At 72.3% G+C, this 13908-nt stretch carries 12 protein-coding genes; 5 read left to right on the top strand and 7 right to left on the bottom strand.

The genetic code is table 11. From position 1 onward, the window contains the following. Positions 1–154: 154 nt before the first annotated feature. From ABT053_RS32780 to ABT053_RS32765, 4 genes are all read left to right on the top strand, one after another. Positions 155–328: a hypothetical protein gene (locus tag ABT053_RS32780; protein ID WP_350974357.1), complete on the top strand. Its 174-nt coding sequence runs from the start codon at positions 155–157 to the stop codon at positions 326–328. After that, complete coding sequence (locus tag ABT053_RS32775; RefSeq protein ID WP_350974355.1) at positions 325–2034, top strand: condensation domain-containing protein; 1710 nt, start codon at positions 325–327, stop codon at positions 2032–2034. The genes ABT053_RS32780 and ABT053_RS32775 overlap by 4 nt, the downstream gene beginning before the upstream one ends. Continuing rightward, positions 2021–3280 carry an MFS transporter gene (locus ABT053_RS32770; protein ID WP_350974353.1) on the top strand — a complete coding sequence of 420 codons (1260 nt, stop codon included), beginning with the start codon at positions 2021–2023 and terminating at the stop codon, positions 3278–3280. The genes ABT053_RS32775 and ABT053_RS32770 overlap by 14 nt, the downstream gene beginning before the upstream one ends. Before the next feature lie 456 nt (positions 3281–3736). Continuing rightward, positions 3737–4666 carry a DMT family transporter gene (locus tag ABT053_RS32765; RefSeq protein WP_350974351.1) on the top strand — a complete coding sequence of 310 codons (930 nt, stop codon included), beginning with the start codon at positions 3737–3739 and terminating at the stop codon, positions 4664–4666. Here the strand turns inward: ABT053_RS32765 and ABT053_RS32760 are convergent. The 5 genes from ABT053_RS32760 to ABT053_RS32740 all read right to left on the bottom strand — a co-directional run bounded on the left by ABT053_RS32760 (position 4611) and on the right by ABT053_RS32740 (position 10119). Next, the gene (locus ABT053_RS32760) at positions 4611–5213 is read right to left on the bottom strand and encodes a TetR/AcrR family transcriptional regulator (protein ID WP_350974349.1); all 603 of its coding nucleotides are present in this window, start codon (positions 5211–5213) and stop codon (positions 4611–4613) included. The two genes, ABT053_RS32765 and ABT053_RS32760, sit on opposite strands and share 56 nt — an antisense overlap. Positions 5214–5230: 17 nt before the next feature. Then, positions 5231–6181, bottom strand: a complete 951-nt coding sequence (locus tag ABT053_RS32755) for a sensor histidine kinase (RefSeq protein ID WP_350974347.1) — start codon at positions 6179–6181, stop codon at positions 5231–5233. Between the two features lie 286 nt (positions 6182–6467). Further along, a complete protein-coding gene (gene menC / locus ABT053_RS32750; protein ID WP_350974345.1) occupies positions 6468–7568 on the bottom strand; it encodes an o-succinylbenzoate synthase in 1101 nt (366 codons plus the stop codon). Then, entirely contained in the window at positions 7565–8833 is a 1269-nt protein-coding gene (locus tag ABT053_RS32745) for a hypothetical protein (RefSeq protein WP_350974343.1), read from the bottom strand. The genes menC and ABT053_RS32745 overlap by 4 nt, the downstream gene beginning before the upstream one ends. Before the next feature lie 254 nt (positions 8834–9087). Next, complete coding sequence (locus tag ABT053_RS32740) at positions 9088–10119, bottom strand: dipeptidase (RefSeq protein WP_350974341.1); 1032 nt, start codon at positions 10117–10119, stop codon at positions 9088–9090. A gap of 191 nt (positions 10120–10310) precedes the next feature. Here ABT053_RS32740 and ABT053_RS32735 point away from each other — a divergent pair, with 191 nt between their 5' ends. Continuing rightward, positions 10311–10889: a pyridoxamine 5'-phosphate oxidase family protein gene (locus tag ABT053_RS32735; protein WP_350974340.1), complete on the top strand. Its 579-nt coding sequence runs from the start codon at positions 10311–10313 to the stop codon at positions 10887–10889. 206 nt (positions 10890–11095) lie between these two features. Here the strand turns inward: ABT053_RS32735 and ABT053_RS32730 are convergent, their stop codons facing one another. Together ABT053_RS32730 and ABT053_RS32725 are read right to left on the bottom strand one after the other, a co-directional pair. After that, complete coding sequence (locus tag ABT053_RS32730; protein WP_350974338.1) at positions 11096–12535, bottom strand: flavin-containing monooxygenase; 1440 nt, start codon at positions 12533–12535, stop codon at positions 11096–11098. Positions 12536–12656: 121 nt separating this feature from the next. Next, complete coding sequence (locus ABT053_RS32725; RefSeq protein ID WP_350974335.1) at positions 12657–13730, bottom strand: serine/threonine protein phosphatase; 1074 nt, start codon at positions 13728–13730, stop codon at positions 12657–12659. Between the last annotated feature and the right edge of the window lie 178 nt (positions 13731–13908).

The raw sequence follows: 13908 nt of genomic DNA, 5'->3' as shown, positions 1-13908 counted from the left end.
CATGCCGCGCACGTTCTCGACGTCGTCGGGTCTCCGCGTCCCCCAGGGGCCGGCCGGCCCGGCAGGTCGTCGTGGAATCGCCCGTCCGGGTGGTTCCGTTCCTCGCCGCAAGGGAGCGCGTCCGGGTTCCCCGTCCCGCCGGTACGGAGGCGCCGTGACGCGAACCGGGCTCTCGCCGCTCAGGAAGGCCCTCGAAATGTCGCTGGTACACGGATGGGAACGGGCGTCCCGCGAGGGCGTCGCCGAGGAGAGCGGCGGAGAAGGCGCCGGAGAGAGCGCCGAGGAAAGCGCCGGGGAGAGCGGCGAAGAGATCGGCCGGGTCCGATGACGGCCGGTCCCGCGCGGCTCGGCGAGAGGTCCGTGGAGTTCGCCGGAGCGCGGGGCGGCGAGTCGCCGCTCAGCTGGGGCCAGCTGGCCATCTGGCGGCTCACCCGGTGGCTGGACGACGACGACCCGTACTTCAACATGCCCTGGGTGCTGCCCGTCTACGGCAGGCGCGACCTCGACACCGTCCTGGGGGCGCTGCGCGTGCTCGTCGAGCGGCACGAGACGCTGCGGACGACGTACGAGGAGACGCCGGGCGGGCTCGTCCAGCGCGTGGCGCGCGAGGGCCGGTTCACCGTCGAGGTGCACGACGCCGGGGAGGCCAGGCCGGTCGCCGCCGCCAGGGAGCTCTCCGTCCGGCTCGCCGCCACCGCGTTCGACTACGCGGTCGACCTGCCGTTCCGCTGCGCCGTCGTGACCGTCGACGGCCGTCCCAGGACGGTGGCCCTCACCCTGTCCCACCTGGCCGTGGACGGCGGGAGCCTGGAGGTGCTGGCGCGCGACTGGCGGGACCTGCTCGCCGGTGCCGCGATGGCCGCCCCCGCCTGGCAGCCGATGGACCAGGCCGCCTTCGAGCGCGAGGGGCCGGGCGCCGCCCGCGGCGAGCGGACGCTGCGCCACTGGCGCGCGATCCTGGAACGGGCGCCGCTGAGCATGTTCGACTTCCCGCGTACGACGCCGGAGGAGCCGAGGTTCGTCAAGGTCGGCATGGAGTCGGCCGCGACCGCGGCGGCGGCCGAGGTGCTGGCGGCGCGCTGGTCGGTCAGCACGGCGAGCGTGCTGACCGCGGCGAGCGCGGTGCTGCTGAGCGCGCTCACCGGCCACCGCGAGGTGGTCATGCAGCTCATCGTGGCCAACCGGCACGACCCCCGGGTCGCCGCCATGGCGGGCAGCGCCGTACAGGACGGGATCTTCGTCCTCGGGCTGCCGGGCGGGACGTTCGCCGACGCCGCCCGCGCCGGGCACCGGCAGGCGCTGACCGCCTACCGGAACGCGCACTACGACCCGTACCGGATGATGGCGCTACGCGAGGAGATCGGGCGCGAGCGCGGGCGGCCCGTGGACCTGTCGGCCTACTTCAACGACACGAGGACCGTCGGCCACTGGCCCCACCTGCCCGCGGTCGAGCCGCCGGGCGACCCCGCCGCGATCGCCGCGCTCACCGAGAGGACCAGGACCTTCCACGCCGGGTCCTGGCCCGAGGTGGACGCCACGGCCCTGTTCGCCACCGGTACGGCCACCGGCACCTGCGAGCTGTACCTGATGGCCGACACCGCCTGCCTGCCGCGCCCCACGGCCTACGCGCTGCTGCGCGGGCTGGAGACCCTGCTGGTCGCCTCCGTGGCCGGGGACGTCCCGCTCGGCGAGGTCGCCGGGCTGTGCGGCATCGTCCCGGTCGAGCGCCCCGCCGGTGCGCCGGGCACCGGTATGGCGAGGGCCGAGGGGGAGGCCGGTGTGCCGGGGCCGAGGGAGCCGGACTCCCGGCCTGCCGGTGGCGCTGCGGGGATCGAGGGGGAGCCCGGTGTGCCGGGGCCGAGAGAGCCGGACCCGCGGCCCGCTGCCGCGCCCGGCGTCGGCGCGGCGAGGGCCGAGGGGGAGCCCGGTGTGCCGGGGCCGAGGGAGCCGGACCCCCGGCCCACCGGCGCGGCGGGGACCGGGGGAGACCACGGCGTGCCGGGACCGAGAGAGGTGGCCGGTGACCACGTCTGACCCTCGGGCGGCGCTCGCCGAGCCGACGCGCAGGGTGGGGCCCTGGTGGGTGACGAGCATCTCGCTGGCCAACCTGGCGCTCTGGATGGCCTACTTCGGGCCGCTCCAGGTGCTGCTGCCCTCGCAGGTGGCGTCGATCGACCCGGTGGGCAAGGAGGGGTCGCTGGCGCTGGTGACCGGGCTGGGAGCCGCCGTCGCGATGCTGTTCAACCCCGTCGCCGGGGCGCTGTCCGACCGTACGGCCGGACGGTTCGGGCGCAGGCACCCGTGGTCGCTGGGCGGGGCGCTGGCCGGTGCCGGGGCGCTGGTCCTGCTGGCCGGTCAGGGCTCGATCCTCGGCGTGGCGGCCGGGTGGTGTCTCGCGCAGGCCGGGCTCAACGCGATGCAGGCCGCGCTCAGCGCGGGGGTGCCCGACCACGTCCCGGTCGGCCAGCGGGGTGAGGTCTCGGGCTGGATCGGGATTCCCCAGTCGCTCGGGGTGGTGCTCGCCGTGGTCCTGGTCACCATGGTCGCCACCACCACCCAATCCGGATATTTCCTGATAGCGGCGCTGATTCCGCTCTGCGTGCTCCCTTTCGTCCTCACCACCCACGACCCCCGCCTGGTGACCAGGCCGCCCTTCGAGCTCCGGGCCTTTTTGAAGGGGTTCTGGATCAGCCCCCGCAGCCACCCCGACTTCTTCTGGGCCTGGCTGACCCGCTTCCTGATGCAGCTGGGCAACGCCGTCGCCACGCTCTACCTGCTGTACTTCCTCACCGACGCGGTCGGCTACGAGCGGGTCTTCCCCGGAGAGAAGGCCGAGGACGGCCTGCTCGTGCTGATCCTGATCTACACCGCGACCGTCGTGCTCACCACCGTCGTCGCGGGTGTCGTCTCCGACAGGATCGGCCGCCGCAGGGCGCTCGTCACGGTCTCCGGCCTGATCAGCGTGATCCCCGCGGTGATGCTCGCGTTCTGGCCGCAGTGGCCGGTGGCGCTGGTGGGTGCCGCGATCATGGGCGTCGGCTTCGGCATCTACCTCTCGGTCGACAACGCCCTGGTCACCCAGGTCCTGCCCGCCGCCGAGGGACGCGCCAAGGACCTCGGCGTCATCAACATCGCCAACTCCGGCCCCCAGGTGCTCGGCCCCGTCATCGCCGGTCCCATCGTGGCCGGTCTCGGCGGCTACCCCGTCCTCTACCTGACCTCGGCCGTCCTCGCCCTCCTGGGCGCCGTCCTCGTCTGGCGGATCCGCTCGGTGCCCTGAGCGTCCGGCGCCCGGCTCGCACCACACGGACGCGGGAGTGACAGCCGGTCTTCCCGTGGCGGCGGTGACTCTGAGCGTCCGGCTCCCGCGCTCAGGGGCACGGTGACTCCGAGCGTCCGGCTCCCGCGCTCAGGGGCGTGGTGACTCCGAGCGTCCGGCTCGCGCGCTCAGGGTCGTGGTGGCTCTGAGCGTCCGGCTCCCGCGCTCAGGGTCGTGGTGACTCCGAGCGTCCGGCTCCCGCACGGACCCGGGGAGTGGTAACCGCTCTCCCGGGGCGGCGGTAGCCCTGAGTGCCCGGCTTCCGGCCCTCACACCACGGAAGTGCCGGAGGAAAGGCCGGTGAAGGTATGAGGTCCCTCGTGCCGGTGTGGCGTCCTTCACTCAGCGTTGTATCCATGCCACTCCCGATCCGATCGGTGACCCTCCGGTCGCTGCGAGTGATGGAACCCTTCGGGTATGGCAGTGGTAGCTCCCCGGCCCGTCCTGGGAATCGTGCTCCTGATCTTCGTCAGCGCCGCATGGGGATCGGCTTTCCCGCTGATGAAGGACCTCATCGTCCGCATGCCCGTGGCGGACCTTCTCACCGAGCGGTACGGCATCGCCACCCTCGTACTGCTCGCTCTCCGCCCGAAAAGCCTGCGGGGGCTGTCGGAGAGCACCTGGCTGACCGGCATCCTGCTCGGCCTGCTGTTCGGTGTGGGCCAGACGGCCCAGGCGGTCTCGCTGCACGATCTGCCCTCGTCGGTCTCGGGGTTCACGGTCGGCTCGTACGTGGTGATCACCCCGGTCCTCGGGCTGTTCCTGCTCGGGGCCAGGACCCCGCGCCGTGTCTGGGCCGCGGTGGCGCTGGCCATGGCCGCGATGACCGCGTTCACCCTGCTGAGAGGCTCGGAGGGGGATATCGCCATGCCCGCGCTGGCCGCCACCCTGTTGTCGGCGGTCCTGTACGCGGCCCACACGCTGGTGCTCGGCAACTCCGCCGAGGCGCGGCAGAACGCCTACGCGGTCACGGTGATCCAGCTCGGCACCATCGCCGTCATGACGGGGGTCCTCGCCGCGCCGGACGGCCTCACCCTGCCCTCCGCGCCGGGTGACTGGGCGATCCTCGGCCACCTGTCGATCGTGGCCTGCGCCCTGGGCTTCCTGGCCCGCTCCTGGGGGCAGGTCCACGTCCCGCCGGTGCCCGCCGCGGTGATCCTGTCGGCCCAGCCGCTCTGGGTGACCGCCCTCGCCGTGGCGCTGTACGGGGAGCCGCTCACCACGGGCGTGTACCTGGGCGGGGGACTGATCGCCCTCGCCATGCTCCTGGTCGTGCTGCCCAAAGGGCTGTTCAGCTCAGCTCGGCGGAAGAGAGACCCAGTTCCGCCGCCGCGGCCGTCCGGATGAACTCGGTCATCCGCGCCCGCGAGAGCACCCGCCGGTGCACCGTCACCTGCGTGGACAGGCCGTCGATGAGGGACATGATCCGCCAGGTCGCGCCCTCGGTGTCCGCGCAGGTGAAGATCCCCGCCGTCACGCCGTCGTCGATGATCGCGCGGAGGGCGTCCTTCCAGCGCAGGTCGATCCTGCGGGACATCTCCTCGAGCTCGGTGTTGCGCATCGACTCCGCCCAGGCGTCGATCCACAGGGCCCACGACTTGGACTTCCCGCTGGGCGGATAGAACCTGAGCAGGGCGCGCAGCCGGTCGAGGGGGGAGCCGCCCGACTCCTCGACCTTGACGAGCGCGTCCAGGTCGAGCTGGGCGGCGTAGGAGAAGGCCTGGGCGAAGAGCTTCTCCTTGGTCTCGAAATGGTAGAAGAGCAGCGCCTGGCTGACCCCCGCCGCCTGGGCGATGTCCGCGGTCCGTGTGTGACCGAACCCCTGGGCCGCGATGACGTCGCACGCGGTCCGGAGCAGATCTTCACGACGTAATCGCCCAAATCCCCTTGCCACAAGGGAACACTAGCGGGTCACGGTCCACGGTCAGGGGCAGGGGGCGGGGCTCGGCGACCGCGCTCCGGGCCCACGTCCGGAGGGAGGCGCAGTACGAACCGGGCGCCCCGCACGCTGTCCTCCAGCCTCAGGAGACCGCCGTGCGTGTGGGCGATCTCCCTGGCGATGGGAAGTCCCAGTCCCGTGCCTCCCGCGTCCCGGTGGCGGGAGGCGTCCAGCCGGGTGAACCGCTGGAAGACCAGCTCCCGCTGCGCGGGTGCGATCCCGGCGCCGTCGTCGGACACCTCCATGACGGCCGTTCCGCCGTCCAGGTGCACGCGTACCGAGATCCGGGAGACGGCGTGCCGCTCGGCGTTGTCCATCAGGTTCGTGAGCAGCCTGGCCAGCCGGAGCCGGTTGCCGACGACCGCCACCCCGGGTGTCAGGTCCCTGTCGACCGGGACGCGGCGCTCGCGCCTGATCGCCCTCACCGGTACGAGCGCGCTGGTCACCGTCCGGTAGGTTCCGGCCGCGGTCACCGCCACGATCGCCAGGGAGCCGCCGACGATGAGGGTGAACAGCTCGGGGCGGACGTACCAGGGAACCTGGCCGGCCGCGGCGTAGAGGACCCAGTCCCCCTCGTCCCGGTGGATCCGGAAGGCCACGACGTCCATGCACCTGCCGGGGTATCGAGGGATGTCGCAGACCTCCCTGTCCTGCCTGACGCTCGTCGCGGGAGGGGCGAAGTCCGCCATCCGGGGGGCGCCGACCAGGTTGGGGGTCGACGCCATGATCTCGCCCTTCGCGTTCAGCAACTGCATGCCGTCGGTCTTGCCCAGCGGTACCACCGGGGGCAGTCGCCCCCGTTTGGCCAGATGTACGCTCTGCAGCGCGGCGCCCGCCGCCTCCTCGGTCTTGAAACTGCCCGCCAGGCCGTGGACGGAGAACGCCGCGATCGCGACGAGGGCGATTCCCGACACGATGGTCATGGAGACGGCGATCAGCGTCAGTCGGAGCCGTACAGACCACCCGCTCCCCGTGAACACGTCGCTCTCCAGCCATTCGACAAGGGCATTGGGCAGATTAATTACCGTTTAAAGGGGATTAATCGCCAAGGGGTTGCAAACATCATTATACCTATGTGAGTAGCTATTGATTTGGATGAATTCAGCCTTTTACGGGTACCGGCCGGGACCCACCGTGCCGGTACGGAGGAAGGCGAGCGGCGCCTCGCGACCCGCTCCCGCCCGCCGCGTCTCCGCCGCCGTCCGAGGGCTAGAGGGTGATCCACTCGGTGGAGGTGGTGACCTCGTCGAGGACGGCGGGGATGGGGTCGACGCCGATGCCGGGGGCGGTGGGGACGGCGAGGTGGCCGTCGTGGAGTTCGAAGGGCGGGGTGAGGTCGGTGCCGTAGTAGCGGCGGGAGGCGGAGGTGTCGCCGGGCAGGGTGAAACCGGGCAGCGCGGCGAGGGCGAGGTTGGCGGCGCGGCCGATGCCGGTCTCCAGCATGCCGCCGCACCAGACGGCGAGGCCGTGGGCGCGGGCGAGGTCGTGGATGCGCCGGGCTTCGAGATAGCCGCCGACGCGGCCGGGCTTGATGTTGATGACGGAGCAGGAGCCCAGGGTGATGGCGGCGGCGGCGTGGGCGGCCGATTCGATGGACTCGTCCAGGCAGATGGGGGTGGTGATCCTGGTGGCGAGGCGGGCGTGCTGGAGGAGGTCGTCGTGGGCGAGGGGCTGCTCGATGAGCAGCAGATCCAGGGGGTCGAGTTTGGCCAGGTGGGGGGCGTCGTTGAGGGTGTAGGCGGCGTTGGCGTCGACCTGCAGGAGCAGGTCGGGGCCGAAGTGCTCGCGCACGGCGCGGGTGGGGGCGAGGTCCCAGCCGGGGGCGATCTTGAGCTTGACGCGCCGGTAGCCCTCGTGGAGATACCCGGCGACGGCCTCGACGAGCTCGGGGACGGAGCCCATGATGCCGACCGAGACCCCGGCGGGGACGCGGTCGGCGGCGGCGCCGAGGTAGGCGGCGAGGGACTGGCCGCCGGCGCGCAGCTGGGCGTCCAGGACGGCGGTCTCCAGGGCGGCCTTGGCCATGCGGTGGCCCTTGAAGGGCTGCAGTGCGCGGCCCACGCCGTGGGCGTCGGTGGAGGTGGGCAGGGCGGGGACGAGGAAGCGGCGCAGCACGTCGGCGGCGGCGTCGACGTACTCGGGGGAGTAGAGGGGGTCGGACATGGCGACGCACTCGCCCCAGCCCTCGGCCTCGGGGGTGACGACACGCACCAGCAGCACGTCGCGTTCGGTCTCGGTGCCGAAGGAGGTGCGGAAGGGGGTGACCAGGGGCATGGCCACCCGCCGCAACTCGATACCAGTGATCCTCACGCGTCTCTCTTTCCTCCGCCGTACGAGCTCCCGTCACGCCGGGCTCCGTCACGCCGGCCGCCGTGGTCGTGGGGGATGTCGCCGTTGTACTGGGTGGTGCTTTTGTATGAAATTTCGGTCTTATATGGATTTTCGGGGTTGCGACGGAGGACGTCACCGCCGCGCGGCGTTTCCGGGCCGTGCGAGGTGCCGTCGCCGCGTGGAGTGCCGATGTTGTGCGGGGTGTCGTTGTCGTGTGGAGTGCCGATGTCGTGTGGGGTGCTGTCGGCGTGCGGGGTGCCGGTGTTGTGCGGGGTGCTGTGGGCGTACGGAGTTCCGGGGGCGCGCCGGGGGGCGTCGTCGTACGGGGTTTCGGTGTCCCGCCGTCGTGGCTCTCCCTCCGGCCGGGGCCCGTCCTCGGGCCGCCGCCGCACGACGTAGCCCGTCTCGCGGTCGAATCCGGTCACCCGGCCGCCCTCCTCCAGCAGGCCGCCCAGCACCTCGCGTACGGCGAGCCGCCACGCCCCGGCCGCCCGGGGGTCGGCGCGGCGCAGCGCCTCGACGTCCCGGGGGACGGCGACCAGCACCGTTCCCGGCCCGGCCGCGCCGGCAGCGTCGACCGGCCCCCGCACCGGCCCGCCGTCCCGCTCGCCCAGCCAGGCCACCGCGTCCGCCGGGATCACCGGTCGGTGCGGCTCCCCCCGGACGGCGGCCAGGACGTGCGGCGCGGTCAGCCGCCAGACGGCGAGCACCCGGTCCGACTCGTCCCCGGCGTTGATCGCGTCGCTCATCGCGCCGTAGAAGGACGGCAGGTACTCCTCCGGGCGGGCCCCCAGCTTGGCCAGGTTGAAGTGGGCGTTGCGCCGCACCAGCGGATCGTAGGTCCAGGTGATCCGCTCCAGGCCGCGCTCCAGTGCCCAGTCCCGCTGGTGCAGCTTCAGCGCGAACCCGATCCCGCGCCCGGCCAGGGCGCCGGTGACGTGCGAGTGCAGCACCTTCCCGGCCGGGGCGCCCAGGAAGCCGACCGACGCCCCCACCAGCGTGCCGCCGTCGTACGCTCCGGCCACGTAGTTGCCCGCGTGCGACAGCGCCCGCATCATCTCCACCGTGATCGGCGGGTTGGCGGGGTCGGGGTTCCAGATCCCGTCGAACAGCCGCTGGACGTCCTCGAACTCGCCGATCTCGGTCAGTTCCGTGACGAGCACCCGGCCGTCGCGGGAATCACCCGCCATCCGCCCGCCGTCCCCCCTCGGGACGCACTGCCCGGCGCCCGGATCGCGGGTCATCCGTCGTGCTCCCTCGGAGGTCCTGCCTGGCGCTCGGATCGTCCGTCATGTGTTGTTCCGTTCCCGTCCGGGATGTGCCGCCCGACGTTTGGGCCGCTGGTCATCCGTTGTTCCGTTCCACTGCTCGATGCCCGGATCGCCGGTCGTCCGTCGGTCCGTCCCCCTCCGGGACGCGCCGCTCGACACCCGGGCCACCTGTATCGGCCGACATCGTCGTCCGGTCCCCCTCCGGTGGTGCCCCCCGCCGGGCTCGCTCAAGCGGGTCTGCCCAGCTGGTCGCGGAACAGCCGGTGCACGTTCCCTCCGATGATCTTCACGATCTCCTCGTCGGCGAAGCCGTGCTTGAGCAGGGCGTCGGTGACCAGGGGCAGCCCGCTCGGGCCCGACAGCCCCGGCAGGGCCGCGAAGGGGTCGACGCCGTAGTCCGTCTCGCAGCACGGGGGAGTCACGTCGTGCATGACCTCGCGGACGAAGTCGGGGCCGAGTCCCACGTGGTCGATGCCGCCGACGCTCGCGACGTGCTCGATGTGGTCCACCAGCCGGTCCACGGTGTACTCGGCCGGATCCTCCGAGAGGAAGGCCGCCAGGAAGTTGACGCACACCACGCCGCCGGTCGCGGTGACCGCGCGGATCTGCTCGTCGGTGAGGTTGCGGTGGTGGTCGCGCAGCGCGCGGGCCGAGGAGTGGGTGGCCATCACCGGCCGGGTCGCGAGCTCCAGCACGTGCTCCACCCCGGAGGCGCCCAGGTGGGAGATGTCGAAGATCATCCCGAGCCGTTCCATCTCCCGTACCGTCTCCACCCCCGCCGCGGTGAGCCTGCTGCCGGTGGCGTCCTCGCCGCTGCCGTCGGCCAGCGCCGTACGCCCCCAGTGCGCGATCGAGGCGACCCGGACGCCGAGCCGGTGCAGCGTCGGCACCAGCTCGACGGCGGCGTCCAGGCCCGGCATGCTCTCCAGCGCCAGGACCAGGGCGATCCTGCCCTCGGCGAGCGCCTCGTCGATCTGTGCCCCGTCCAGGCAGAGGCGTACGGCGTCGGCGTTGCCCTCGGCCAGCACGTGCGCGCACTCGATCATGCGCAGGGTCTGCCGGAGCGCGCCCTCGGGACGGTACTGGTCGTCGATGAAGACCGGCAGCACCTGGAGGTTCACCCCTCCCTCGCGCAGCTGCGGCAGCCAGCGGTCGCGGAAGAAGGAGGCCCACCGGTGAGGGGGCCTGGCGGTGACGGCCATCAGCAGGTCGTTGTGGGTATCGGCGACCACGGAGTCGCTGTGGAGGTCGGCGGACACGGCGGGCCCTTCTGCGCGGACGGCTCTCGTTCGCCACGACGGTATCGGCACCCGGCCCGTCCTGTACTTCCACGCCCCCGCGATCGCTCGCCTCCGTGCGAAGCACGGGGCGCGGGTACAGGTTCCGTGATTGATGAGACCCGTGGCGAACGCGAGGATGTGGCGGCACACCGGCGATCACAGGAGGAACGATGACGGACACGAGCGCGGAGGACAGGCGGGCACCCGCGGACGGGCACGGGACCGCGCCGGTCGACGACCTCACCGCAGGGCACCTCGCCCACCGAGGCCCGCACCCGGTGGCCGGCATGTGGGAGATGGTTCCCCGGCTGCTCGGCGACAGCCGCTACCTCGTGCTCGCCACCGCCGATCGGCAGGGGCGGCCGTGGGCCACACCTGTCTTCTTCGCCGCCCGCGACGAGGACCGGCTCTTCTGGGTGTCGGCACCGGACAGCAGGCATTCCCGCAACATCGCCGAACGCCCGGACGTGGCCGTCACGGTCTTCGACTCCCACGCGCCCGTGGGCGGCGCCGAGGCGCTCTACCTAGAGGTGACCGCCGGGCCCGCCGACGATCCCGTCGCGGCCGTGGCGACGCTCAACGCCCGCCTCCCCGAGGGCAAGGAGCTCACCGGCGACGACCTCGCGCCGTCCGGCCCCCTGGTGGCCTACAGCGCCGACGTGCGAAGGCACTTCGTTCTGGTCCGGGGCGGGGATTCGCGCTTCGAGAACGTCACCGACGCCCGGCTCCGCGTCACACGCCCCCGATAGGAGGGCCCGTCCTCGCCCGCGAGAGGCGGGCCGCCGACAGGATCGTCCACTTCACGGCGCCGCGGCGCCGCGCGACATCGTGGAACGGGCCGCGAGTGAGGGGGCTCGTCGAGGGCGGCGGGTCGGCGCGCGATTTCACGGCGTCGCGGCGCAGCGCGACATCGTGGAACGGGCCGTGAGTGAGAGGGTTCGTCGAGGGCGGCGGGTCAGCGCGCGAAGTGGAAGGCCTCCGGGCGCGGGGCCCTGGTGATGCGGCGGTAGGTGGTCGTGGTGCCCGGCCAGTTGTTGGTGATCCGGCCGGCCGCGTTCTTGTACCAGCTCGTGCAGCCCGCCTGCCAGACCATGTCCTCCATGGCCCGGCCGAGGCTCCGCCGCCAGGTGGCCATCGCCTCCGGCCGGACCTCCATCGGCCCGCGCGAGGCCAGGTGCGGCAGGCAGCCCATGACGTACCGGACCTGGCACTCGATCATGAAGACGATCGAGTTGTGGCCGAGGTTGGTGTTGGGCCCGTACAGCAGGAAGAGGTTGGGGAAGCGCGGCACGGCGATGCCCAGGTACGCCTCCGCGCCGTCCTTCCACTCCTTGGCCAGCTGCCGTCCACCGCGCCCGGTGACCTGGATGGGGGCGAGGAAGTCGGAGGTCTCGAACCCGGTCGCGTAGACGATGACGTCGGCCTCGCGGAGCCCGGCGGTGGTCTCCACGCCGCCCGGGACGATCCCGGTGATCCCGTCGGTGACGACGTCCACGTCGGGGCGGGTCAGCGCGGGATAGAAGCCGCTGTCGATCACGACCCGCTTGCAGCCGACCGGGTAGCCGGGGGTCAGCTTGGCCCGCAGCACCGGGTCGGGGACCTGCTCGCGCAGGTGTCCCAGGGCTCGCCTGCGCAGCAGGTCCGCGCTCCAGCCCCGGGCCAGGGCCGGGTAGAGGGCGTTCTCCGCGTACCGGTAGACCCACTCGCGGTAGGCGCGCTGCAGGAACGGCACGTGACGGAAGGCCGCCCGCGCGCGGGGGCCGAAGACGGCGTCCGCCTTGGGGATCACCCAGTTGGGGGTCCGCTGGAAGACGTCCAGGTGCCCGGCCACCTCGGCCACCTTCGGGATGAGCTGCGCCGCCGACGACCCGTTCCCGATCACGGCCACCCGCTTGCCGGTCAGGTCGACGGAGTGGTCCCAGCGCGCGGAGTGGAAGGCCGCCCCATCGAATGACGACATTCCAGGAATGTCGGGTAGGTAGGGACGGTTGAGCTGCCCCACGGCCGACACGACCACGTCGAACAGCTCGTCCCCGGCCGTGGTGCGGACCCGCCACCTGCCCAGCGACTCGTCGAAGGCGGCGGCGACGACCATGGTGTTCAGCCGGATGCGGGAACGCAGGCCGTACTTGTCGGCGCACCCCTCCAGATAGCGCAGGATCTCCGGCTGCCCGGGATAGCGGCGCGTCCAGCTGGAGTATCTCTCGAAGGAGAAGGAGTAGAGATGCGAGGGGATGTCGCAGCCCGCCCCCGGATAGGTGTTGTCGCGCCAGGTCCCCCCGACGTCGGCCCCCTTCTCGAAGACCGTGTACGAGCGGATGCCGGCCTTCTCCAGCTGGATGGCCATGCACAGCCCGCCGAACCCGGCACCGATGATCGCGACATTGGGCCTCATGCGCACGCCTCCGGAGGTCAGTGTCCACTTACGCTAGGCGATCCCTCCGCGCCGGGGAAGTAGCCGTGTCCGGCGGATTCGGGTACGGGCAGGCAGGGGGTGGACAGGCGGGGACGGACGATCAGCGCAGCGCGCTCACGGCGCGTTCGATCTCCTCGCTGGGGTACGGGGTCGTCCTGCTGGTGCCGTACACGTCCCAGTAGAAGTCGTTCATGGCCGCCGCGACGGGGGCGTACCGGCGGATCATCGCGGCCACGGACGGCGGAGCGCCTGCGGGATCCGCCCCGGCCGCGCACGCGCGGACGTACGCGTTGCGTCGCGCCGGGCCGCCGTCCGGCGGGACCTTCTCCCCGCAGAAGCCGGTGACGAGCCAGTTGACCAGCCCCATCAGCGCGTACCCGAGGTCGTGGGTCCGGTTGCGCTCCACGAACTCGGCCTCCCGCTCGGACAGGTCGAACCGGGGGGAGGTCGCCAGCCCGAGGTCGGCGATGTACAGGCGTTCGCCGTCGGTGAGGATGTTGCCGAAGTGGCCGTCGAAGTGCGTCAGCTCCCGGTCGTTCATGAAGGCCAGGTCGTTGAGCAGGCACGACTCGACCATGGCGCTCGCCGCCGTCGCGGCGTCCCGTCCGGCCGCGAGCCGGGCGGCGAGCCAGCCGTCGAGGGTGTGGGGGATGAACTCCTGGAACAGCACGATGCCGGCCGAGGCGCGGGCGAGGGCGTGGAGGCGATCCCGTACCGCCGGTGATCCGTCCCAGTACCGTACGACCGCCTCGACGTCGGTGTGCTCGTCGCCGGGCGGCGGCGCCCCCGGCAGCACCCGCCAGTGGTACAGCAGCGGGAAGGCCGCGCTGTGCCCGGCCAGGACCCAGTTGGTCGTCATGACGTTGGCCGCGAGTTCGCGCCACGCGCCGAAGCCCGGCCCGGGGAGTTCGACGAGCCCGTACTGGCAGAACAGGGGCACCCCGAACAGGTTCGCGGTGGACATCACGTTGTCCGCGCGGCGCTCCAGGTCGGTCAGCGGGATTCGCTTGGCGAAGACCGGCACGCCGTCGACGGCCAGCAGCACCGAGGTACCGCCGACCCCCGAGCCCAGGACCCGCGCCCGCTCCAGTGCCTCGCCGAGCCGCCGGTCACTGTGCAGCGCCAGCGCGCTCGCGACCTCGCCGTATCTGCCGACACGCTCAGCGTGGGACATGTCCAGCCGCGTGTCCCGCGTGTCCCGCAGGCTTTGCCGGTCTCGCGCGTCTTGCCGGTTTTGTCGGTCTCGCAGGCCCAATATCCGGCTGCTGCGCGAGTGGAAGTCCGCCCAGTACCAGCGGATGGGCCGCCCCGACCGCTTCGGCAAGGCGTGGGTCGTGGAGCTGGCCGAGCGG

Origin of the sequence: Streptosporangium sp. NPDC002524, from assembly GCF_040295985.1 — a bacterium.
Taxonomy (GTDB): Bacteria; Actinomycetota; Actinomycetes; order Streptosporangiales; family Streptosporangiaceae; genus Streptosporangium.
The sequence above is the reverse complement of the archived record's forward strand: the minus strand, read 5'-3'. Positions and strand labels throughout refer to the sequence as shown.

Bases quoted from the DNA above. Each gene is read 5' to 3' on its own strand.
- ABT053_RS32775 (WP_350974355.1), top strand. From the start codon at position 325: ATGACGGCCGGTCCCGCGCGGCTCGGCGAGAGGTCCGTGGAGTTCGCC.
- ABT053_RS32765 (WP_350974351.1), top strand. From the start codon at position 3,737: ATGGCAGTGGTAGCTCCCCGGCCCGTCCTGGGAATCGTGCTCCTGATC.
- ABT053_RS32755 (WP_350974347.1), bottom strand. From the start codon at position 6,181: ATGACCATCGTGTCGGGAATCGCCCTCGTCGCGATCGCGGCGTTCTCC.
- ABT053_RS32745 (WP_350974343.1), bottom strand. From the start codon at position 8,833: ATGACCCGCGATCCGGGCGCCGGGCAGTGCGTCCCGAGGGGGGACGGC.
- ABT053_RS32735 (WP_350974340.1), top strand. From the start codon at position 10,311: ATGACGGACACGAGCGCGGAGGACAGGCGGGCACCCGCGGACGGGCAC.
- ABT053_RS32730 (WP_350974338.1), bottom strand. From the start codon at position 12,535: ATGAGGCCCAATGTCGCGATCATCGGTGCCGGGTTCGGCGGGCTGTGC.
- ABT053_RS32725 (WP_350974335.1), bottom strand. From the start codon at position 13,730: ATGTCCCACGCTGAGCGTGTCGGCAGATACGGCGAGGTCGCGAGCGCG.